At 67.1% G+C, this 21,506-nt stretch carries 22 protein-coding genes; 7 read left to right on the top strand and 15 right to left on the bottom strand.

Annotated features, from left to right (window positions below):
• Both sufB and QZZ29_RS00090 read right to left on the bottom strand, forming a co-directional pair.
• On the bottom strand, nt 1-717 hold a 717-nt coding region (sufB, locus tag QZZ29_RS00085; RefSeq protein ID WP_291380432.1), incomplete at its 3' end, for a Fe-S cluster assembly protein SufB.
• Nucleotides 718-746: 29 nt separating this feature from the next.
• A complete protein-coding gene (locus tag QZZ29_RS00090) occupies nt 747-1,451 on the bottom strand; it encodes a winged helix-turn-helix transcriptional regulator (protein WP_291380396.1) in 705 nt (234 codons plus the stop codon).
• 336 nt (nt 1,452-1,787) lie between these two features.
• On the opposite strand from QZZ29_RS00090, the gene QZZ29_RS00095 reads away from it, so the two are divergent.
• The 3 genes from QZZ29_RS00095 (at nt 1,788) to QZZ29_RS00105 (ending at nt 5,017) form a co-directional block, all read left to right on the top strand.
• A complete protein-coding gene (locus QZZ29_RS00095) occupies nt 1,788-2,747 on the top strand; it encodes a COX15/CtaA family protein (RefSeq protein ID WP_291380397.1) in 960 nt (319 codons plus the stop codon).
• Nucleotides 2,748-2,886: 139 nt separating this feature from the next.
• The gene (locus QZZ29_RS00100) at nt 2,887-3,621 is read left to right on the top strand and encodes an HAD-IA family hydrolase (RefSeq protein ID WP_291380399.1); all 735 of its coding nucleotides are present in this window, start codon (nt 2,887-2,889) and stop codon (nt 3,619-3,621) included.
• 19 nt (nt 3,622-3,640) lie between these two features.
• Nucleotides 3,641-5,017, top strand: coding sequence for a ribulose-bisphosphate carboxylase (locus tag QZZ29_RS00105; RefSeq protein WP_291380401.1), 1,377 nt, complete (start codon nt 3,641-3,643; stop codon nt 5,015-5,017).
• A gap of 28 nt (nt 5,018-5,045) precedes the next feature.
• Here the strand turns inward: QZZ29_RS00105 and QZZ29_RS00110 are convergent, their stop codons facing one another.
• Nucleotides 5,046-6,206, bottom strand: a complete 1,161-nt coding sequence (locus QZZ29_RS00110) for an ATP-binding protein (protein WP_291380403.1) — start codon at nt 6,204-6,206, stop codon at nt 5,046-5,048.
• Nucleotides 6,203-6,856 carry a response regulator transcription factor gene (locus QZZ29_RS00115; RefSeq protein ID WP_291380405.1) on the bottom strand — a complete coding sequence of 218 codons (654 nt, stop codon included), beginning with the start codon at nt 6,854-6,856 and terminating at the stop codon, nt 6,203-6,205. The genes QZZ29_RS00110 and QZZ29_RS00115 overlap by 4 nt, the downstream gene beginning before the upstream one ends.
• Before the next feature lie 143 nt (nt 6,857-6,999).
• On the opposite strand from QZZ29_RS00115, the gene rpe reads away from it, so the two are divergent.
• Genes rpe through QZZ29_RS00135 form a run of 4 tightly spaced genes read left to right on the top strand, consistent with a single transcriptional unit; the run spans nt 7,000 to nt 11,099 of the window.
• Nucleotides 7,000-7,683 carry a ribulose-phosphate 3-epimerase gene (gene rpe, locus QZZ29_RS00120; protein ID WP_291380407.1) on the top strand — a complete coding sequence of 228 codons (684 nt, stop codon included), beginning with the start codon at nt 7,000-7,002 and terminating at the stop codon, nt 7,681-7,683.
• On the top strand, nt 7,680-9,119 hold the full coding sequence (locus QZZ29_RS00125; RefSeq protein ID WP_291380409.1) for a hypothetical protein: 1,440 nt from the start codon (nt 7,680-7,682) through the stop codon (nt 9,117-9,119). The genes rpe and QZZ29_RS00125 overlap by 4 nt, the downstream gene beginning before the upstream one ends.
• Before the next feature lies 1 nt (nt 9,120).
• On the top strand, nt 9,121-10,200 hold the full coding sequence (locus QZZ29_RS00130; protein ID WP_291380411.1) for a class 1 fructose-bisphosphatase: 1,080 nt from the start codon (nt 9,121-9,123) through the stop codon (nt 10,198-10,200).
• A 23-nt stretch (nt 10,201-10,223) separates the two neighbouring features.
• On the top strand, nt 10,224-11,099 hold the full coding sequence (locus tag QZZ29_RS00135; RefSeq protein ID WP_291380412.1) for a phosphoribulokinase: 876 nt from the start codon (nt 10,224-10,226) through the stop codon (nt 11,097-11,099).
• A gap of 10 nt (nt 11,100-11,109) precedes the next feature.
• On the opposite strand, the gene QZZ29_RS00140 is transcribed toward QZZ29_RS00135, so the two are convergent.
• From QZZ29_RS00140 to QZZ29_RS00190, 11 genes are read right to left on the bottom strand one after another with little or no spacing between them, the layout of a single operon-like run.
• Nucleotides 11,110-11,766, bottom strand: a complete 657-nt coding sequence (locus tag QZZ29_RS00140) for an NUDIX hydrolase (RefSeq protein ID WP_291380414.1) — start codon at nt 11,764-11,766, stop codon at nt 11,110-11,112.
• Nucleotides 11,763-13,484 (bottom strand): CTP synthase, encoded by a 1,722-nt coding sequence (locus QZZ29_RS00145; RefSeq protein ID WP_291380415.1) that lies wholly within the window; start codon nt 13,482-13,484, stop codon nt 11,763-11,765. The genes QZZ29_RS00140 and QZZ29_RS00145 overlap by 4 nt, the downstream gene beginning before the upstream one ends.
• Nucleotides 13,485-13,532: 48 nt before the next feature.
• Nucleotides 13,533-14,453, bottom strand: coding sequence for a copper transporter (locus tag QZZ29_RS00150; protein WP_291380417.1), 921 nt, complete (start codon nt 14,451-14,453; stop codon nt 13,533-13,535).
• The gene (gene steA / locus QZZ29_RS00155) at nt 14,453-15,595 is read right to left on the bottom strand and encodes a putative cytokinetic ring protein SteA (protein ID WP_291380418.1); all 1,143 of its coding nucleotides are present in this window, start codon (nt 15,593-15,595) and stop codon (nt 14,453-14,455) included. Before steA ends, QZZ29_RS00150 begins: the two co-directional genes overlap by 1 nt.
• A gap of 4 nt (nt 15,596-15,599) precedes the next feature.
• On the bottom strand, nt 15,600-17,285 hold the full coding sequence (gene recN, locus QZZ29_RS00160) for a DNA repair protein RecN (RefSeq protein ID WP_291380420.1): 1,686 nt from the start codon (nt 17,283-17,285) through the stop codon (nt 15,600-15,602).
• Between the two features lie 2 nt (nt 17,286-17,287).
• Nucleotides 17,288-18,133 (bottom strand): NAD kinase, encoded by an 846-nt coding sequence (locus QZZ29_RS00165; RefSeq protein ID WP_291380422.1) that lies wholly within the window; start codon nt 18,131-18,133, stop codon nt 17,288-17,290.
• A complete protein-coding gene (locus tag QZZ29_RS00170; RefSeq protein ID WP_291380424.1) occupies nt 18,130-18,951 on the bottom strand; it encodes a TlyA family RNA methyltransferase in 822 nt (273 codons plus the stop codon). The genes QZZ29_RS00165 and QZZ29_RS00170 overlap by 4 nt, the downstream gene beginning before the upstream one ends.
• A 12-nt stretch (nt 18,952-18,963) precedes the next feature.
• Entirely contained in the window at nt 18,964-19,134 is a 171-nt protein-coding gene (locus tag QZZ29_RS00175; RefSeq protein ID WP_291380426.1) for a hypothetical protein, read from the bottom strand.
• Entirely contained in the window at nt 19,109-20,146 is a 1,038-nt protein-coding gene (locus QZZ29_RS00180; protein WP_291380428.1) for an HAD-IIA family hydrolase, read from the bottom strand. Before QZZ29_RS00180 ends, QZZ29_RS00175 begins: the two co-directional genes overlap by 26 nt.
• The gene (locus tag QZZ29_RS00185; RefSeq protein ID WP_291380429.1) at nt 20,139-20,831 is read right to left on the bottom strand and encodes a hypothetical protein; all 693 of its coding nucleotides are present in this window, start codon (nt 20,829-20,831) and stop codon (nt 20,139-20,141) included. The genes QZZ29_RS00180 and QZZ29_RS00185 overlap by 8 nt, the downstream gene beginning before the upstream one ends.
• Nucleotides 20,801-21,175 (bottom strand): hypothetical protein, encoded by a 375-nt coding sequence (locus tag QZZ29_RS00190; RefSeq protein WP_291380431.1) that lies wholly within the window; start codon nt 21,173-21,175, stop codon nt 20,801-20,803. The genes QZZ29_RS00185 and QZZ29_RS00190 overlap by 31 nt, the downstream gene beginning before the upstream one ends.
• Nucleotides 21,176-21,506 lie beyond the last annotated feature (331 nt).

Here is a 21,506-nt window from a genome sequence, read left to right on the forward strand (position 1 = left end):
GTAGATCGGCGCGGTGCAGCCCTCGACGTAGTGCACGTAGGAGCCCTCGTCGGCGATGATCAGGGTTCGCTCAAACTGGCCCATGTTCTCGGTGTTGATGCGGAAGTAGGCCTGCAGCGGGATGTCGACGTGAACGCCCGGGGGAACGTAGACGAACGATCCGCCGGACCACACGGCCGTGTTGAGCGAGGCGAACTTGTTGTCGCCCGCGGGGATCACGGTGCCGAAGTACTCCTCGAAGAACTCGGGGTGGTCCCGCAGCGCGGTGTCGGTGTCCTTGAAGATGACGCCCTGCTGCTCGAGGTCCTCACGGATCTGGTGGTAGACCACCTCGGACTCGTACTGGGCGGCGACACCCGACACGAGGCGCTGCTTCTCGGCCTCCGGGATGCCCAACTTGTCGTACGTGCGCTTGATGTCCTCGGGGAGGTCCTCCCAACTGGTGGCCTGCTTCTCGGTGGAGCGCACAAAGTACTTGATGTTGTCGAAGTCGATGCCGGTGAGGTCCGAACCCCACGTCGGCATCGGCTTCTTGCCGAACAGCCTGAGCGACTTGAGGCGGAGCTTGAGCATCCACTCGGGTTCACTCTTCAGCGCGGAGATGCCGCGCACCACGTCCTCGCTGAGGCCGCGCCTGGCGATCGCACCCGCCGCGTCGTCGTCGTGCCAGCCAAACTCATAGTTACCCAACGACGCAATGGTCTCGTCTTGGGTCATGGGGACGTTGTCAGTGGGAGTGCTCATCGTCATCCTTCCTTCAGGGCCGGGGTGAGCGGGATGGTGGTAGTACACACGTGCGCCCCTTGGGCGAGCGTGGACAGTCGTTGAACGTGAACGTTGAGAACGGAGGAAAATGCCCGGGCTTCCGACTCGCACCACTCAGGCGCGGCCTGAGCGATCTCCTGCACGGGGCAGTGGCCCTGGCACAACTGGAGCGTGTGGCCGCCGGGACCCGGGCGCACCGACGTCGCATAACCCTGCTCCGCGAGGGCCTCCGAGAGGGCCTCGACCCGCTCCGCCATCGGCGCGTCAGGATCCACGGCGCCGGCAATGGACGCCACGAAGCGAGCCTCGTGAGCCTTCACGAATTCGGTGAGGTCGCCGCGGTCGCGCAAGTAACTCACGGCCTCGCGCGCCACCTCGGAATAGTCGGCCTGGAGGGTCCGCTGGCCCACCGAGGTCGCGACAAAGGACCGCGCGGGGCGGCCGCGTCCGCGATCCACTGCGTTTGGCATGTCGTGGTCGGCGATGAGTCCGTCTTCGATCAGCGCGCCGAGGTGGCGCCTCACTGCGGCGGACGTGAGGCCCAACTTGTCTGCAAGGGCGGCGGCGGTGATCGGGCCCGCCGAAGCGATCAGGCTCAGGATGCGCTCGCGAGTGGTGTCTGTACCCACAAGAGCCTCCTTCCGACGCTCCGGCTGCCCCAGCGCCGGGGAGTCGGCGGGGGTCATGCGGCCGCACGTTCTGCCGACCATCAGTTATTTAAACAACAGTGTCGTGCCGAAAATGCCCGAGCGCAAGCAAGGGAAGCCTTACTCGACCGGCTCGCGCGGGTGCGAGACACCCACCCCAGACTCACGCCCGAGACGCACAGCGCCGACGCTCCGAACCAATCTGAATCGCGACATCCCGCACTTCCTGCCGCCAGAGCAACCACATCGGCGTGTCGCGCGCCCGCCCGGTTCGACGTGTCCGAGGGGTGGGGCTCGGGTGGCGCAGAGCCCCCGCTCGACCAACACCACGGTGTGGGTGCGGGCGGCGCTCGTGCTCCCGCCTAGACTTGGCCGGTGACAACGAGGACCCCCGCGACACGTTCCGGCAATCCGTTCCAGCGTTCTCGCGCCTTCCTGGGCCGCCATGCGCGCGCCCTCACGGTCGCGAACATCTTCACCCAGGCGGGCATCATTGTTACCGGAGGGGCTGTCCGACTCACGGGCTCGGGGCTCGGTTGCTCCACGTGGCCCCAATGCGAGCCCGGCACCTTCACTCCCCAGCTGCGCGGCGCCTTGGGAATGCACCCCTTCATCGAATTCGGCAATCGCACTCTCACATTCGTCCTCCTGGTCGTGGCTCTCGGCGTTGCCATTGCCGTCTGGGACACGCGGCGCGACCTGCGCTGGTGGGGGCTCGTTCCCCTGCTGGGCGTTGTGGGTCAGGCGGTGCTCGGCGGCATCACGGTCCTGGCGAAACTCAACCCCGTGGTGGTGGCACCGCACCTACTCCTATCGATGGGCCTCGTCTGGCAGGCGGTGTGGCTTGCGCTCAAGTACCGCGACGCTCAACGCCGAGACGGGCGCCGATGCATCAAGACCACGCTTCGCGTCAACTCCGTGCTGCTTGTCGGTCTGCTGACATTGGGCACCGTCACCACGGGAGCCGGTCCACACTCGGGAGATGCCGACGCGACCGACAGGCTTGGCATCGACCCCGCCGTTGCCGCCCAGGCCCACGCGCTCATCGTGTGGGCGTTCGTGGCCACGTTGGCGTACTTGGTGTGGCGGGTCCGCAACGACCGTTCGTACGGCGATCGCGACGAGGTCCGCAAGGCCTGGACCGTCCTCGTCGGCGTGACGCTGGCGCAAGCCGCGATCGGCTACGTCCAGTACTTCACCGGCCTCCCAGAGATCATCGTGGGTGCTCACCTGGCCGGTGCCGCGACAGTCACCGCAGCGCATTCCGCCGCGTATTACCTGCTCAAGCGCGATCGCTCCAAGGTGCGCGCACAGGCGGCGACGCACGCCGGTTAGGCCCCTGGGCGACTCCCATCAGCAGGTGGCGGCAACCACCGCGCGTCGCCCCGCGCTCGACGCGTCACGCCCGACTCACCCTTAACTCAACCCCAATGGGGGAAAGACAGTCCTACCCGCGCGCGCCTAGTCTCGCCACATGGCACTCGAGGCGTTGGTATTCGACGTAGACGGCACACTCGCGGAAACCGAGCGTGACGGGCACCGCGTGGCGTTCAATCGCGCCTTCTCCAAGGTGGGCCTGCCCTGGTTTTGGGGCGCCGAGCTCTACGACGCCATGCTTCCCATCGCGGGAGGCAAGGAACGCATGCATCACTACGCGAACACCTACCAACCGCTCACCGCCAGCGATCCGAACTTTGCCCAACTGGTCACGCGCACCCACGCGCTCAAGACCGAGTTCTACCTGGAGCGCGTGGCCACCGGTGGCATCCCGTTGCGCCCGGGCGTTGCCGCGCTCATCAAGGAGGCCCGCGAGCGCGGCCTGCGCCTGGCGATCGCGACGACCACCGCTCCCGAAAACGCCGCCGCGCTACTCACGTCCACGCTGGGGGACGACGCCATGGCGTGGTTCGAGGTGGTCGGCGCCGGGGACATCGTCCCCCACAAGAAGCCCTCGCCCGACATCTACCAGTGGGTCCTCGACCGCTTGAGCATAGGCCCAGCGCAAGCACTCGCGTGTGAAGACTCCGCGATAGGTCTCGCGGCCGCGACGGCGGCAGACATCCCCACCATCGTCACCCCAAGCAACCACGCGCGCGGCCACCATTTTGACGGTGCGGCCGCCGTGATGGACAGCCTGGAAGGCACCACCGTTGACAACCTGATCCAGATTCACGCGCGCGCCACTGCGGGCATGGATGCCATTCACTGAAGCACCCCAAGGAGGACTCATGGACCAGTCGGCACGCTACGCGGACCTATCGCTCAAAGAAGAAGAGCTCATGGCGGGCGGCAGGCACATCCTGTGCGCCTACAAGATGAAGCCCAAGGCGGGCCACTCCTACCTTGAAGCGGCCGCGCACTTTGCTGCGGAGTCCTCGACGGGCACCAACGTGGAGGTGTCCACCACGGACGACTTCACGCGCGGCGTTGACGCGCTGGTCTATCACGTGGACGAGGCAACCGAGGACACGCGCATCGCTTACCCCATCGAGCTGTTCGACCGCAACGTCACTGACGGCCGCATGATGATCGTGTCCTTCCTGACCCTGGCCATTGGCAACAACCAGGGCATGGGCGACATCGAGCACGCCAAGTTGGTCGACTTCTGGATGCCTCCAGAGGCGCTGCGCCAGTTCGACGGACCCGCAGTGAACATTCAGGAGATGTGGCGCATCCTGGGCCGCGACGTCAACAACGGCGGCTACGTGGCGGGCACCATCATCAAGCCCAAACTTGGCCTGCGCCCAGAGCCATTCGCGAAGGCCGCCTACGAGTTCTGGCTGGGCGGCGACTTCATCAAGAACGACGAGCCCCAAGGCAACCAGGTCTTTGCCCCCATCAAGAAGACCATGCCGCTGGTGTACGACGCAATGAAGCGCGCCATGGATGAGACGGGCGAGGCCAAACTGTTCTCGATGAACATCACGGCGGACGATCACTATGAGATGCTCGCCCGCGCGGACTACGCCCTCAAAGTGTTTGGCACCGACGCCAACAAGCTCGCGTTCCTGGTGGACGGCTACGTGGGTGGCCCAGGCATGATCACCACCGCACGGCGCCAGTATCCCGCGCAGTTCCTGCACTACCACCGGGCAGGCCACGGCGCCGTGACCTCACCCAGCTCCAAGCGCGGCTACACGGCCTTTGTGCTTGCCAAGATGGCGCGCCTCCAAGGCGCCTCTGGTATTCACGTGGGCACCATGGGCTACGGCAAGATGGAGGGCGGCACGGACGATCGTGTGATCGCCTACATGATCGAAAGGGATGAGGCACAAGGCCCCGTCTACTACCAGCAGTGGTACGGCATGAAGGCCACCAGCCCCATCGTCTCCGGCGGCATGAACGCCCTGCGCCTGCCTGGCTTCTTCGACAACCTTGGCCACGCGAACGTCATCAACACGGCAGGCGGAGGCGCCTACGGCCACCTGGACGGCGCCGCCGCTGGGGCGCGCTCGCTGCGTCAGGCCGCAGAGTGCTACCAGGCGGGGGCCGATGTCATCGAGTGGGCCACGTCGCATCACGAGTTTGCCCGCGCCTTCGCCTCGTTCCCCGGCGATGCCGATGCGCTGTACCCGGGCTGGCGCGAGGCGCTCGGCACGTCGTAACGCACCATTGGTCGCGGTGCGGCTTGCGTTACAGTGCGAGCCGCACCGTGACAGTAGCGCCCACGCCCGGCGCGGAGTCGATGGTGAGCGCTGCGCCCAGGGTTGAGCAGCGCTCCGCGAGCGACGCCAGCCCGTAGTGACCCGTAGCATCGGACTCGCGCGGGTCAAAGCCGCGGCCGTTGTCGTGAGTGACCAGCACCACGGCATCGTCCGAGCGTGTGAGCGAGACCTCAATCGAGTCGGCATTCGAGTGCTTGAGGGCGTTGGTGACGGACTCTTGCGCCATCCTGAACAGGGCCGTCGTGGCGTGTTCAGGCAGGTCGGAGAAGGCGCGGTCGTCGTCTGCGGTGACGGTGATCATGCCGCGCGGGGCGGTCTCCGCGAGAGACCCGATCGCGGCCACCAGCCCCATGCCGGAGAGCACTTCGGAGTACAGGCCGGTGATGGCGGTGCGCGTGACGTCATAGGCCATGGTGGCCAACGTGCGCACCGACCTCAGCTGCGACTGCGCCCTTCCGATGAGGTTGGCTGCGTCTTCATCGTCCACGCCGTGCGCTGCGGCCTCCAGCGACAGCGCCGCAGCGCTCAGGTGGAACGACATCGACGCCAGGGCGGTGGACACGCCGTCGTGGAGGTCGCCAGCCACCCGCCTGCGCTCGGACTCTTGAGCGAAGACGGTGGCGGCGATGAGCTGCTCCCTGTCATTGCGGTGAGCGTCGATCGCGTTGAGCAACTCGTGGGCGTGAACGCGCATTCCCCACAGGTCCGCCCACGGCTCGATGACCGACTGCTCTTCAGGCGTGTAGGCGTGAGAGGAGTCCCGCCACAGCGAGACCACCCCCACCACGTTGCCGTCTATCCCATGTGCGGGCACACACAGCCTGGCCACAGATCCGCCCTCGGTAATCCCGAGCAGTTCCCTGTGCCCTGCACTTCCAGGACGGTCCGCCCCAAGGCGCATGGCATGGTCATTGCGCGCCACCTTTCCGATGACCCCTTGGCCCAAGGGAACACTGAGCAGTGCGGCCGCAAGAGGGTTGGTAGGCAACGCCACTTGCACGGTGAGCTTCTCGCCATCGGACACCATGAGGGCCACCCCGCGTGAAGATGACCGCTCCGCAAAGCCTGCCGCGATCGCGGCCCAGTCCCCCCGGCGCGGGGCGCTGAGCGCCTGCAGCAGGGAGGTCACTGAAACATGCCCTCACGCAAGGCAACAGCAACGGCTCCCGCCCGGTCTGGTACTCCCAGCTTCCGGTAGATGCCGCGCACATGGGTCTTGACCGTCTCCTCGGACACCACGAGCTTGGCCGCAATGCCCTTGTTGGAAAGATCCTGCACCAGCAGCGCGAGCACCTGTGACTCGCGTTGGGTGAGACCTACGTGGGCGCCCGGCCAGTAGTCGGTGCTGCCAGCCTGGGCCGCTGACATCGCAACCCGGCCTGCCAGCGCGGGGTCAATGACCACGTCGCCCGCCGCCACGTCCTTCAGGTGGCGCACCAACTCGTGTCCGTCCACTCTCTTGAGGAGGTAGCCCACCGCGCCCGCCCTGAGCGCCTGAAACATGAAGTGCTCGTCTTCATAGACGGTCAGCATCACCACCTTGGTGGCCGGGTGATCGCGCACGACCGACGCCACAAGGTCCAGGCCAGATTCCCTGCCGATGCGTACATCGGACAGCACCACGTCGGGCTCGGATGAGGCGATGATGGCAAGCGCATCGGCCACTGAGGCCGCGCGGCCCACGAGTTCCACGTCTTGCGGAAAGTACTCAAGCATGGCCATGAGTCCATGGAGAACCATCTCGTGGTCATCGACGACCACCAGCCGCAAGGGTGCCACGCGCCCAGCGTAGCGCTCCGAGGGGGTGAGGGCCTCACCCTTAAGTCCACCCCCTTGGGTGATTCCTTTGGCACGGCATCCCTGATCAACTCAGAGCGCGTAGCCCGCAACGTGGCGGTCTCTTAACTCACCGGAGGACTCGCGTGCCACAGCCTTTGATCGTTCCCAGCGTCCTGCCCGCCAACTTCGCGCGCATCGGCGAAGAGGTCGAACTCTTGTGCGCGGCGGGAGTCGACCGCATTCAATGGGATGTCATGGATGGCGTCTTCGTCCCCAATCTCACGTTTGGCCCCGATGTGATAGCGGCGGCGCGTCGCCACTCGACGGTTGAATTCGAGGCTCACCTGATGGTGGTGAATCCCGATGAACTGCTCGGGCGCTACGTGGATGCCGGTTGTGAACTGATCATCGTTCACGCGGAAACCACACCCCACTTGCACCGCACACTGCGCCGCATCCGTGAACTTGGAGCACGCTCAGCGGTCGCACTGAACCCCCACACCCCTGTCCAGACCGTGGAGGGAGTGCTCGAAGAGCTCGACATGGTGCTCGCCATGACCGTCAACCCAGGATTTGGCGGTCAGGCCTACATCCCTGCCGTCGAACGGAAGGTGCGTGCCTTGCGGGAACTGATCGACGCGTCGGGACTTCCGATCGAGATTGAGGTGGACGGCGGGATCACCGACGCCACGATCGCCGGGGCGGCACGGGCGGGAACGGACGTCTTCATCTCGGGGTCCTGGATGTACACGTACCCAGGCGGCAAGCGTGCCGCCGTTAACCTGTTGCGCGAGAACGCCACTCATGCCCGAACGGAGAAGCCATGACGACGTGGGCCCCAGACGAGGTGGACCGCACCGCCGCCAACACTTTGCGGTTCCTGGCAGCAGACATGGTGCAGCGAGCCAATTCCGGTCACCCAGGAATGCCCATGGGGATGGCGCCGGCAGCCTGGACTCTGTTCAGTCGGCATCGGCGTCACGACCCTGCCGACGCCACGTGGGCGGACAGGGACCGCTTTGTGCTCTCCGCAGGTCACGGCGCTGCTGTGCTCTACTCGCCGCTTCACGTCTTTGGCTACGACCTGCCCATGGAACAGTTGCAGCGGTTCCGCCAGTTCGGGTCCACCACTCCCGGCCACCCCGAGTTCGGCCACACCGACGGTGTGGAGACCACCACGGGGCACTTGGGCTTTGGGCGCCTCACCGGGTTGTGGGACGACAACCACATCACGATCGACGGCCCGGTGGCGCAGTCTTCTAGAGACAACCAGCTCGCACGCTCTGCGGCTGCGGGCTGGCGCACCGCGTCGGTTGCCGACGGGGAGGAGATGGCGGCCACCAAGCGGGCCGCGGGTTGGAACCACCCCGACTTCACTGTGCCAGCGGAGGTGGCGACCAGGGCGCGAGAACTCGCCCACGCCCGAGCGGCTGCGCATCGGGACTGGAAGGACGCCTTTGACCAATGGCCGGCCGCCCACCCTGACGATGCCTCCACCTGGCACCGCACCCGGTCCAGGCAGCTTCCCGCCGACCTCGCGGAGTCAACCGGCACCCACACCGGCCAGGCTGCGGTCACGCGTGACGACTCCACGGGCGCGACCATCCACTTTGGAATCCGCGAGTTTGAAATGGCCGCCCTCATGAGACAGCCGGTGATCTACGTGTTGACGCACGATTCGGTCGCGCTCGGCCAGGACGGCCCCACTCACCAACCCGTTGAGCATGTCGAGGCGCTGCGCCAGATTCCCGGGGTCACCGTGTTGCGCCCGGCGGACGATGTCGAGACCGTCGCGGCAGGGCATACGGCGCTTGCGAACACGGATGGGCCCACCGTGTTGGTGCTCACGCGCCACAACGTCACGTCGCTGGGGGCCGCGTCATCCACGTTCATCACCGCGCCGGGCTCTCGGGTGGTACGAGAAACCGCGCACCCGGATGTCCAGATTCTCGCCTCCGGATCGTCGGTCGCCATCGCTCTTGACGCTGCGGAACGGATGGCGTCCACCGGCGTCTGCACACAAGTTGTCTCGGTGCCATGGCGCGAGAAGGACGTCGAGTTCCACGAGGCCTCCGCGCGGCTCACGGTGAGCGTGGAGGCCGGCGTCACCGGTGGGTGGGCGGCGTTCGCCGGACTTCGCGTCGGGGTGGACGAGTTTGGTGCCTCAGGAAAGGCCGCGGACGTGTTGGCTCACTTTGGGCCCACAGCCGATGCCGAGGCCACCACCATCACGGCCGCGCTCGGCGAGCAGAAGGGTAAGTAGCATGCTGACCACCAGAACCACCCTGACCCGGTTCCTCATCGAGGAGCGCCGCCGTCACCCCAACTCCTCCGGCGAGTTCAACTCGCTGATCCTCGATGTCGCGGTCGCGTGCAAGGTCATCTCGCGTCAGGTATCCCTCGGCGCGCTGGCGGGCGTCATCGGGAAGGTGGGCGAGACCAACGTCCAGGGCGAGCAGCAACAAAAGTTGGACGTGATCGCCAACGACGCCTTCATCCGCGCGTCCGAGTGGGGTGGAGCGGTGGCGGGTATGGTCTCGGAGGAACTCGACGAGCCGTACACCCTCCCGGAGCCGTACCCCAAGGGTCGCTACCTGTTGCTCTTTGACCCTTTGGACGGCTCGAGCAACATCGATGTGAATGTCGCCGTGGGCTCGGTCTTTTCGATTCTCAAGGCGCCACATCCCGGCCAGGATGCCACCGCGGCGGACTTCTTGCAGAAGGGCGTGGAACAGGTTGCCGCCGGGTATGCCATCTATGGGCCGGCGACCGCGCTCGTGCTCACGGTAGGCCGCGGCGTTCACGAATTCACTCTCGACCAGACCGTGGGCGAGTTCTTCCTGACACGTCAGTTCCTGACCGTCCCCGCGCAGGCAAGCGAATTTGCCATCAACCACTCCAACAGGCGCTTCTGGTCGCCGGCCGTGCGCCGATACGTTGACGAGTGCCTCCAGGGCAGCGCCGGCCCCAGGGGGAAGGACTACAACATTCGCTGGGTGGCTTCCATGGTGGCGGAGGTTCATCGCATCCTCACCCGCGGCGGCGTGTTCCTCTACCCGAGGGACTCGAAGGACCCCTCAAGGCCCGGCCGGTTGCGCCTCCTGTACGAGGCCAATCCCGTGGGCTTCATCATCGAACAGGCGGGCGGCAGGGCCTCCACTGGCCTCACCCCCGTTCTCGAACACCAACCCACCGCCATTCACGAGCGCATCGGCTTCGTGTTCGGCGCCAAGGACGAGGTTGAACTGATCGAGGCGTATCACCGCGAGTCGTATCCCGACACTGATGAGAGCCTCGACATCCCGTTGTATGCCCACCGCGGCCTGTTCCGCTCAGGCGACTAGTACCCCACCGATCGGAGAACACCATGTCTACTCTGCACCCCATCGTTGCGGTGACCGGTTCCTCAGGGGCGGGCACCACGTCAGTGCGCCAGACGTTCGAGAACATCTTCAGGCGCGAGGCCATCACGTCCGCGTATGTCGAAGGCGATGCCTTTCACCGCATGGACAGGATGGAAATGCAGGAGGCCCTCGCTGATGCCATCGAGAAGGGCGATCACACCCTGAGCCATTTTGGCGAGGAGGCCAACCTGTTCTCTGAGCTTGAGGCCCTGTTCCGCGATTACGGCGCCACAGGTAGCGGGCGGGTCCGCCACTACCTTCACGATGCGGACGAGGCCGCTCCCTTTGGCAAGGAGCCCGGCACCTTCACGCCGTGGCGGGACCTTGAGGAGGGTTCCGACCTGCTCTTCTACGAAGGCCTGCATGGTGCGGTGAAGACGGACAAGGTGGACATCGCAAGCCATGTTGACCTCGCCATCGGCGTGGTGCCGGTCATCAACCTCGAGTGGATCCAGAAGCTGACCAGGGACCGCAATCAGCGCGGCTACACCACCGAAGCCGTCACCGAGACCATCCTGCGGCGCATGCCCGACTATGTTCGCTACATCACGCCGCAGTTCTCGCGCACCCACGTCAACTTCCAGCGCGTGCCCGTGGTGGACACGTCCAATCCCTTCATCGCGCGCGCCATCCCGTCTGCCGCGGAATCCATGCTGGTAATCCGCTTTGCACGAGCCAAGGGGATCGACTTCCCCTACTTGTTGTCCATGCTGAGCGGCTCGTTCATGAGCAGGCCGAACACCATCGTGGTGCCTGGCGGGCTCATGGACCTGGCCATGCAACTGACCTTCACTCCCATGTTGTGGCGCCTGATGGAACTCAAGAAGCGCGCGTCGTAAGGCGGATCGGCTAGGCGGGTGAGAGACGCCTGTCCGCGGGCGGCAGCAGCCACGGCGCATCGGCCGGACGCAGAGTCGACCATCCCGCGCGACGCGCCCGGTCAGTTGCCATGGCACCCACCACGAGGGACGATGCGTGCACGCGCCCTGCGGTGATCGCGGCGAGCACCTCGTCAAGCGGCACCCACGCTCCCACCATGTCGTGTTCTTCGTCGGTGCGCACGTGCCGTTCGGCCTCGGGGACCGCCGAAAGGTCCCTCGCGAGGAACACCCTCACCGCCTCCGAGCTCCCGCCACCGGACGGGAAGTAGTCGGCGAGCACATGCCAGGTGACCGCGGTGAGGTCGGCCTCTTCGTGGAGTTCGCGCCTGGCGGTCTCGACCGGCAGTTCGTCGGCGACGTCGCGCAAGCCCGCGGGAGGCTCCCAGCACTCCACCCCGACGGGATGGCGATACTGGCGCACCAGGTAGATCTCTTCCGCCTCGTTGAGCGCCACGACGGCCACGGCGCCCGGGTGCTGCACAAAGTCGCGCGTCACCCGCGCGTGACCCAGGTCAACCTCGTCGCTCACGAGGTTCCACACTCGACCCTCGAAGCGCTCGTGGCGCGCGAGCGTGGGGCGCGCCGCCTCCACGTCGGCCAGTTCGCCGCGTGCCGCCGACGTCACGATGCCGTGGTTGCGGCGGGTGCGGCCTCGTGAGCTGCGGGTGCCTCTTCGGTCGCTTGACCACCCTTTTGACGCTCGAGCGCGGCGCCAATGAGTCCGGCAAACAGCGGGTGGGCCCTGGTGGGGCGCGACAGGAACTCGGGGTGGGCCTGAGTGGCCACATAATACGGGTGAGTCGCACGCGGTAACTCGATGAACTCGACCAACTGACGGTCGGGCGACTCTCCCGACACCACCAGGCCGGCCTCTTCGAGTTGCGGCCGGTAGGCGTTGTTGACCTCATAACGGTGGCGGTGTCGCTCCCCCACGGTGGCAGCGCCATACGTCTGTTCGACCACTGAACCGGGGGTCAGCACCGCGCGGTACTCGCCCAAACGCATGGTGCCGCCTAGGTCTCCCCTACCTTCGACAAACTCGAGCTGCTCCTCCATCGTCGCGATGACGGGGTGCGGGGTCTCGGGATCGAACTCCGAACTCGATGCACCCTCGAGGCCAAGCATCGTGCGCGCGTACTCCATCACCATGACCTGGAGGCCGAGGCAGATGCCGAGCGTGGGCACCTGGCTTTCGCGCGCCCACCGGGCCGCGCCAATCTTGCCGTCCACGCCGCGCACCCCAAAACCGCCCGGGATGAGCACGGCATCGACGCCGCCAAGCGCCTTTTCGGCGCCCTCGCGGGTCTGGCACGTGTCGGACGCGACCCAACGGATGTTGACCCGCGCGTTGTGGTGGAAGCCGCCGGCGCGAAGCGCCTCGCAGACCGACAGGTAGGCGTCTGGAAGATCCACGTACTTGCCGACCAACGCGACCTCGACCTCTTCCGACGGGTGGTGGACACGACGCAGCACGTCGTCCCATGCCCCCCATTGCACGTCATGGAACGGCAGATCGAGGCGGCGCACCACGTACGCGTCCAACCCCTCGGAGTGCAACACCTTGGGGATGTCGTAGATGCTCGGCGCGTCCTTGGCGGTCACGACGGCCTGCGGCTCCACGTCACACATCAGCGCGATCTTGTTCTTCACCGACGCAGGGATGTCGCGGTCCGCTCGGCACACGATCGCGTCCGGCTGAATGCCGATGCTGCGCAGCGCCGCCACCGAGTGCTGGGTGGGCTTGGTCTTGAGTTCGCCGGAGGGGCCGATGTACGGCACAAGTGAGACGTGCAGGAAGAAGACGTTGTCACGGCCGACGTCGTGGCGGACCTGACGCGCCGCCTCGATGAACGGCTGGCTCTCGATGTCACCCACCGTGCCGCCGATCTCGGTGATGATCACGTCCACGTCGGGGCCCGCTTGGGCACGCATGCGGCGCTTGATCTCGTCGGTGATGTGAGGGATGACTTGGACCGTGTCGCCAAGGTATTCGCCGCGACGCTCCTTGGCGATGACCTGGGAGTACACCTGGCCGGTGGTGACGTTCGCATCGCCCGAGAGTTTCACGTCCAAAAAGCGCTCATAGTGGCCGATGTCGAGGTCAGTCTCCGCGCCGTCCTCCGTGACGTACACCTCGCCATGCTGGAACGGGTTCATCGTTCCGGGGTCCACGTTGAGGTACGGGTCAAGCTTCTGCATCGTGACGCGAATACCGCGAGAGCGAAGTAATCGGCCGAGGCTGGACGCCGTCAGGCCCTTTCCCAGGGACGACACCACGCCCCCAGTGACGAAGATGTGCCGGGTGACATGGTCCGCTCGGGACTCAAAACGAGATCTCTCCACGGACTTCAACAGTAACAGTCTTGACGGCTTCTGGAGTTGGCTCGCCGGTCACGGCGAGGCAATCAAGGGCAAGTTTTCCGCCGTGCCGTACGAACCCGTTCCGCCGGCCGCCTGTTCTACCAGCGCAAACACTACTTGAGGCGGCGTCAGCGCCGCGTGCGTCGCGATGACAACACTCGGGCGATTCTTGATCGCGAGCGTAGTGCCATGCGCGATCGCCTCGGTGGCCACGGGCGGGCTTTCGATCTCGGAGAACACCACCACCACGGTGGCAGAGACGTATTGCTCCCACACGCCCGCCGCAAGGTCTGCCACAGTTCCCCCGCCTTCGGGTCCGTCCGCGGTCACCAACAGGAGCGCGTCGACCCGGCCCGTAGCGCGAGTATGCACCGACAGCAACTCCGAACGGGTCAGGACCTCGCGCAGCACATCCGCGCGATCCGCGGCGACCGCGTCCGACGGGAAGTCCACGCCCACATCCCCGGCGGTGTCGGCGCCCGGGGGCACCGCTCCGGGAACCAGCGCCTGCACGATCGCATGCTGCAACACCTCGGTGGACGCAAGGCCGTCGACGCCCGCCACGGAGCCCTCGAGTTGATCGGCGATCTCGCTGCGGTACGCCGCGAACTCCGGCGCCCACCACTGTGCGCTCAGGGCCGCTTCGACTCCCACAGTGGCGCCCGCCTCCCCGAGTGCGGCGACTACCTGGTCCACGTCCTCCGCCGACACGCCGGCTGCGACGAGAACGGCGACGGACCTGCCGTCAAGTCTTCCCGCCACCGATGCCGTCGCCACGTCGCGGAGCCACGCGTCGCGCTGAGCGACCTGTGCCAAGGCGTCCTGGGCTTCCTGCCCGGGCGACGCGGCCGCACCCGTAACGGCCGCGTCCCGCGGTGTGGACATGCCCACCACCACTCCCACCGCCAGGGCGAGCACCAGGAACGCCGCAAACACCGCCCGCGATCGCATCAGCCCACGCCCGTCACGCGCGACACCAGGTCACGCACGTGCGGGTGCAAGGCGAGTGCCGCCGCAAGCGCCAGCCCCGCAAGCGCCACCACGAGCCATCCTTGAAGGCGCGACCAGCGGGACCTGTACAGCCTGGCAAGCGTGCGGCCGTCAATCCAGGCGGGCCCCGCGGCGACGCGTGCGAGCAGCGCCGATGCGCCGCTAGCGGAGTCCGCCAGTTCCGGGATCGAGGTGTCGACTCCCACGGTGGCGATCAACCTGGCGCCGGCCGACGCGGCAAGCGCGACGGCCAGATCGGCCGATTCCAGACGGGAATCGCTGCTGACGTGGCGGACCCCCAACGCGCCCAGGCGAGTGGTTGCCGTAGCGCTGGATTCGCCATGAATCACCACGCGGGAGGCGCGCGTCAGCACCTCATCGGACACCGACTCGAGTGGGCCCACGATCACGTCGACACGATGGTGCTCCGCCACGAAATTCGCGGCGTCGCCGGTGACAATCACGATGGGTCGCACGTCGCGAACCACGGCACGCAGCGAAGCCAGTTGATTCCTGAACCCCGGCCCGGCGGTGACGACAAGCACATCCTTGCCGCCCAGATCGAGATCGAGATGCGGCACCACATCGCCGTCGGCCAAAGCCGGCCCGTCTCGGTGAACCAGGTCGAGCGCGCTGGCGGTGAGCCGCGGCACGCGCGATGCGGCCGCCGTCTTCGCCTCGGCCACTCGCCGCTCGATGAGGGCGGCGTCCACGACACGACAGTCGGTCTTCTGGGACCCCATCATGACCACGGCCCGCGGGCCGTCGGAGTCGGGCTCGACGGCGAAGTCGATGCTCGCCACGACTCCGTCGGTCGCCGCGATCAGGCCGCGATCGAGCGCGTCAAGGAGCGGAACGGATCGGGCCGCAAGTCGGGCGGCACCGCGCGCCTCGAACCTGCCGGTGAGGCTCGCAGAGACGTTGATCACGCAGATGGGCTCGCGGTCGGCCAGCAGCTCCGCCGACGCGGCATCGAGGTCCGCCCTGTCGATCACGGCGATCTCGCCACGCTTCAGCCTTCGCGCAAGTGACCGCGGATCGTGACCGACACGGACAGGGGCGGAAACGGTCGTCGGAACACTGATCTTGCGAGAACGGCTCATGCCGTCATGGTGCCACGTGAGAGTTCTCGAGCAGCTCTACGGCGTGCGCACGCGCCGAGGTAGAGTCCTGCTCTCCCGACAGCAGGCGCGCGATCTCGGTGATGCGGTCGCCTCCGGTTACCTCGCGGACGTGTGACACGGTGACCGCGCCGTCGGACGCCTTTGACACGACTACGTGATGGGCCGCGCACGCCGCAACCTGGGCAAGGTGAGTCACGACGAGCACCTGGTGTGTGCGCGCCAGCGCCGCCAGCCGCTGCCCCACCGCCTGGGCGGCCTTGCCGCCGACACCCGCGTCGACCTCGTCGAAGACGAAGGTGTGGGCGGGCCCACCTGCCTCCGCGAGGACCACCTCGATGGCAAGCATGATGCGCGACAACTCGCCACCGGAGGCGGCCTCTGTCACGGGGCGGGCGGGCGCCCCGGTGTGAGCGGACAGCAGCAACGACACGTCGTCGGCGCCGAACGGGCCCGGTTCGCGCGGTTCCACCCGCATCTGCACCGTGGCGTCGGGCATCGCCAGCAGAGTCAACTCCTTCTCCACGTGAGCCGCGAGTGTCTCGGCGGCCCGACGACGCCCCTCGGATACCGTCTCGGCGCGCTCCAGCATGAGCGCGCGCGCCTGATCATGAGCCGCCCTGGCGGCCGCGAGGCGATCCTCCCAAGCCGCATCCTCTCCCAATTCCTGCGCGATGCTCGCGCGCAGCGGCTCCAACTCGTCGGCGGGCCGCCCAAAGCGACGCTCGGCGGTACTGATGGTCGAGAGTCGCTGGTGCATGGCGTCAAGCCGCGCCGGGTCGGCCTCCAGGCGATCGAGGTACGACGCGAGTTCCTGAGCCACATCGGTCGCGCCATACAGGTAGTCGGCTACACGGGTCGCAAGTGCCTGGAGCGAGGCGTCGTGCGTGGAGGCCTCGTCGAGCGCGCGTCGCGCGGCCTCAAGATGAACAGCCGCGGTGGAGTCCATTTCCCCAGCCAAGGCGTCGTGGGCGGTCACCGTGAGCGAGCGCAGCGATTCCGCGTGTGCCAAGACTCGACCGGCGGACTCAAGTTCGTCCCGTTCGCCCGGCTGCACCGCAGCCTCTTCGAGCGCGGCCAAATCGTCCCTGAGTCGGGTGAGCCTTGCCCGCTCGACGTCTTCCGTCTCCACCATCCGGGCCAGCGCGTCGACCGCCTCCCGCCATGCCCCCCACGCCGCGCGGTACTGGGCGAGCGCATCGCCATGGCGCGGGCCCGCGTACGCATCGAGAAGTTGACGCTGGCGCGCCGGGGTGCGCAACCGCACCTGATCGGCCTGACCGTGGACCGTGACGAGTTCCTCGCCCACGTGGGCGAGCAGTGCCTGGGGAACGGTCCGGCCCCCGAGGATCGACCGGGACCGGGTTGTGGATCCGACGGTACGCACCACCGTGACCGTGCCGTCGTCATCGAAAACCGCCCCCGCGTCGACGGCCAAGGCACGGCCCTCGGACGACTCCGGCAGGTCGTAGATGGCCTCGGCAACCGCCTCCTGGGCCCCCACGCGGACCGCGTCGGGCGTGGCCTTGCCCCCCAGGATGAGGCCCAGGCCAGTGAGCACCATCGTCTTTCCCGCGCCCGTCTCGCCCGTCACCACTGTCAGCCCGGGGCGCAACGGCAGGCGCGCGGAAGCGATCACTCCCAACGACGTGATCGACAGTTCGTGTAGCACGCTTACTCCTTGGGCGCCCGGTGCGCGCCGCGCCAACCCTTGGTTTCCAAACCGAACTTGCGCACCAGACGCTCGGTGAACGGCGCGTCGGACGTTCGAGCAAGCCGCACGCGTTCGGCACCCAGGCGCACCTCGATCCGGCCGCCGCGGCCCACGGAGATCGTTTCGGCACCATCGAGCACGACCAGGCCCTCGGCTGGCGAGCGCTCCAGGACCTCAACGGCGAACAGGGAGCGGGGCCCGACGACCAGCGGTCTCGCGAAGAGCGCGTGGGCCGCCAACGGCACCAACAGCAGCGCCTCGACATCCGGCCACACCACGGGGCCGCCGCCGGAAAAGGCGTGCGCCGTGGAACCGGTCGGGGTGGAGATCACCACGCCGTCGCAGCCAAAGCTCGACAACGGATGGCCGTCGACCTCGACGGCCACGTCAAGAGTCCGCAGCAGCTCGGAGCGCTCGATCGCCGCCTCGTTGAGGGCCCAGCCGGTCTCGACCGTGCCGTCGGGCTGTCGCACCACAATGTCGACGGTGCAGCGCTCCTCGATGTCAAACTCGCCCCGGGCGATGCAATTCACCGCGTGCGCTACATCCCCACGCTCGAGCTCGGCGAGAAAGCCCACGTGGCCCATGTTGACGCCGAGCAACGGCGCGCCGGTGCCGTGGACCTCCCTGGCGGCGCGCAACATCGTTCCGTCGCCTCCGAAGACCATGACGGCGTCGATCGGACGGTCACCACTGTCGGAGCACACCTCGATCCCACGCTGCTCAAGTTCGGCGCGGGCGAGATCCGCGGCTTCAAGGGTTTCGGGTCGATGCGGATTCGCGACAATCAGAATGCGACGGGTCATGGACTTCCTTCGACGAGCTCGGCGATCGCGGTGCTCAGCTCGTGCCCGGCGAGCACGCGCTGTTGCGCCGCCCCCTTAGCCTGCCATGCCTGACTGACCCAGACGAAGAATTCCACATTGCCGCTTGGACCAGGCAAGGGACTGCGCACACATGCGCGGACGACGAGACCCTCGCGGTGGGCGCTTTCGCACACGGCGGTCACCGCTCGGGCCCGCAACGCGGGCGAGACCACCACCCCGTGCTTGTCGAGGCCACTCTTGCCCACCTCGAACTGCGGCTTCACCATCAGCAGGAAGTCGGCGTGACCCGCCGCAACCGCGCGCAATGCCGGAATGACCATCGTGAGCGAGATGAACGACAAGTCCGCGACCACCAGGTCGGCTCCCGTCCCGGGAGACCCCTGCTCCATGTCCCGCACGTTGAGGCCCTCGACCACGGTCACCCTTGCATCGGCGGCGACGCGGGGGGAGAGCTGACCGTGCCCCACGTCCACCGCCGTGACATGACTGACTCCGCGCTCGAGTAGCACTTGGGTGAAACCACCCGTCGAGGCGCCAGCGTCAAGGGCGCGCCTGCCAACCACATCGAGCCCCAGCGGGCTCCACGCATCGAGCGCCCCGATGAGTTTGTGTGCGGCACGAGAAACGTAGTGGTCCTCCGCGCCAGCCAACGCAATGGTGATGTGGTCCGGGACCACGCGGCTCGGCTTGGTTTCAGGCTCGCCACCAACAAGGATGACGCCCTGTGAGATCAACTCTTGCGCGTGGGAACGCGACCGCGCGAGCCCGCGCGCATAGACGGCGCGGTCAAGCCGCATCGGCGGTCAGACTCAGGATTCCTCGCGCAAGCGCGAGGCGAGGGAGTCTTGGATCTTGTCGAAGAACTCGGCTTGCTCGTCCACGTCCTCAGGAACTTCGCTGACGGCCTTGAGTGCCTGTTCGACCTCCGGGGGATAACGCACCTCGCCCAGGGGCTCACGGACTTCCTCGAACTTGCTCATGTCGAAACCCTACTCCGAAGTCGGGGATGCTTCCACCGTCCACGAGCACCCCACCATCTGCCGCAGACCAGGCCGCAGCACACGCGGCCCGGAGGGCATCAATGCCGGTCCCCGACACCAGCAATTGACGACCGTCCACCGAGGCCGAGGCCCCACCGACGCTCCACGTCGTGCCCTCACGGCGAGGGAACGGGTGCGCTTCTGCCAGGCACTCAAGCGTCTCGCCGAGATAGGAGGGACGCTGGTCCCTGGGCGCGAGCACCGCGTCCGCGGGCGAAGTCACTCCCGTGAAAACAAGGAGCCCCGGCATGCCCGCCGCCCTCGCTCCCTTGAGGTCGGTGTCGAGCCGGTCTCCGATGGCGAGAGGCCTTTCGGAGGCAACCGACGCTGCCGCAAGATGAAACATGGTGGGTTCGGGCTTACCGGCCGCCGTGGGGGTCACACCGGTCGCGGCGACCACGGTTCCCACCAACGAGCCGTTCCCGGGCGCGATGCCGCGTTCGTTGGGAAGCGTGAGGTCGAGATTGGAGGCAAAGAACCTGGCACCCGCCTGCACCGCGTAGGACGCCTCCGCGAGGTCTCGCCACGAGATCTCGGGGACGAAGCCCTGCACCACGGCGTCGGGATTGTCGTCGGCGGACGATACGAGCCTGAACCCGTACTCGATGAGCGCCGAGCGCAAGCCTTTGCCGCCCACCGCCAGCACCGTAGCGCCCGGTTCCAGGTCGGCAGCCATCAACCGCGCCACCGCCTGGGCTGCGGTCAGCACCTCGTCCGAATCTGTGGGGATGCCAAGGCTGGTGAGGTGGTCCGCCACCTCGTGAGGCTCGCGACTGGCATTGTTCGTCACGAACACGATGCTCATGCCGGCGTCGCGCGCGCCTTGCAGGGCCGCGGGCGCCGTGGGGATCGCCAGCGGGCCGCGGTAGGCGACGCCGTCCAGATCCACGAGGGCGGCGTCGAACCCCTCCTGCAGGGGGCCCTCGGACCCCTTCAACATCGACTCAGGCATCAGCATCATCCTCTAGGTCGTAGACAACCACTTCCTCATCATCAACGCCGGGGGTCGAGCGAAGTTCCCCATCGACCGTTGCGGAGCTACCCGTCGCGTGCCCGTCCGGTTCGCCCGGTGCGTCTAAACCGGCGGCGATCCGGATCACGGAACGCGCCTCCTCCACGCGTTGGGCCTGGTCTGCATCGACCGGCCTGATGCGGTCGAGTGTGAGGAGTGCGGCGTCGAACTCGTGCAGATCTGCTCGGGCTCCGGCGACCACGAGCTCGACTTCTGCCCGATTCATCCGATCGAGACCCTTGGCATCCGCCGAGTTTGCCATCTCGAGAGCCCTTTCGGGCCTGCCCAACCCTCGTTCGCAGTCCGCGACCAGTGCGAGATGCTCGTGGGAGCCACTGAGACGCGTGACGGTGCGGAATTCTCGCAATGCCTCCGCGTAACGTCCCGTCGCGTACGCGGTGAGCGCGGCTGCTTCCCGCACAACGTCGACGCGACCTCCACGGGCCAGTGCCACCTGCGCATGCCGGTAGGCAAGTTCGGGGTCCTCCTCGAGGAGACGCCCCGCCATGACCAAATGACGCGCGACGTCCTCCGCGTTGTCCTTGCTGAGGGTCCGGAGTCTGCCGTGCGCGTCGCGGTCGAGGTCCTTGCCGGTCACGTCTTCAGGCACATCGGGCACGTCCATGCGAGCGTGCTGGGGACGCGCGTCACCGCCGTCGCGCTCTCGACGCGGAGCTCGCTCCTCGCGATCCCCTCGAAAACCGCCATCCCCCGCACCTCGATTGGGGGCACCCGCTCCACGGCGAGCGCCGTCGGCGCGCGGCGCACCGTCACGACGCGGCGCACCGTCACGAAAACCGCCATCCCCCGCACCTCGATTGGGGGCACCCGCTCCACGGCGAGCGCCGTCGGCGCGCGGCGCGCCGTCACGACGAGGCGCACCGTCACGACGGGGCTCGCCGCCGTCGGATGAAGCCGCGCGCGCGCCACGGTCTGGACGCGCATCGCGATCGCTGCGGGCGGCATCATCGCGGCCCGGAGCACTGTCGCGGCGCGGGGTGCTTCGGCCCGTGGACCGACTTGCCCCCGCACCTAGAGAGGATCCCCGATTCGAGGATGAGTTTCGATTGTGCGTGCCCTGATAGGGCCGACCGGCGCCCCGCTGCTCTCGCCCGCGCTCGCCCTCTGCATTTGATTCGTTGTCGGCCACGCCATCACCCTTCACACCATCATTTTGAAACTGTACGCGTACCTGGGACGACACGCATTAGGGAACGCAAAAATGCGCGAAGGGGCCGCCCATCATTGGGCGGCCCCTCGCGAATGAATGTCCGGCAGCGTCCTACTCTCCCACACCATC

This window comes from Demequina sp. (assembly GCF_016278765.1).
Classification (GTDB): domain Bacteria; phylum Actinomycetota; class Actinomycetes; order Actinomycetales; family Demequinaceae; genus Demequina.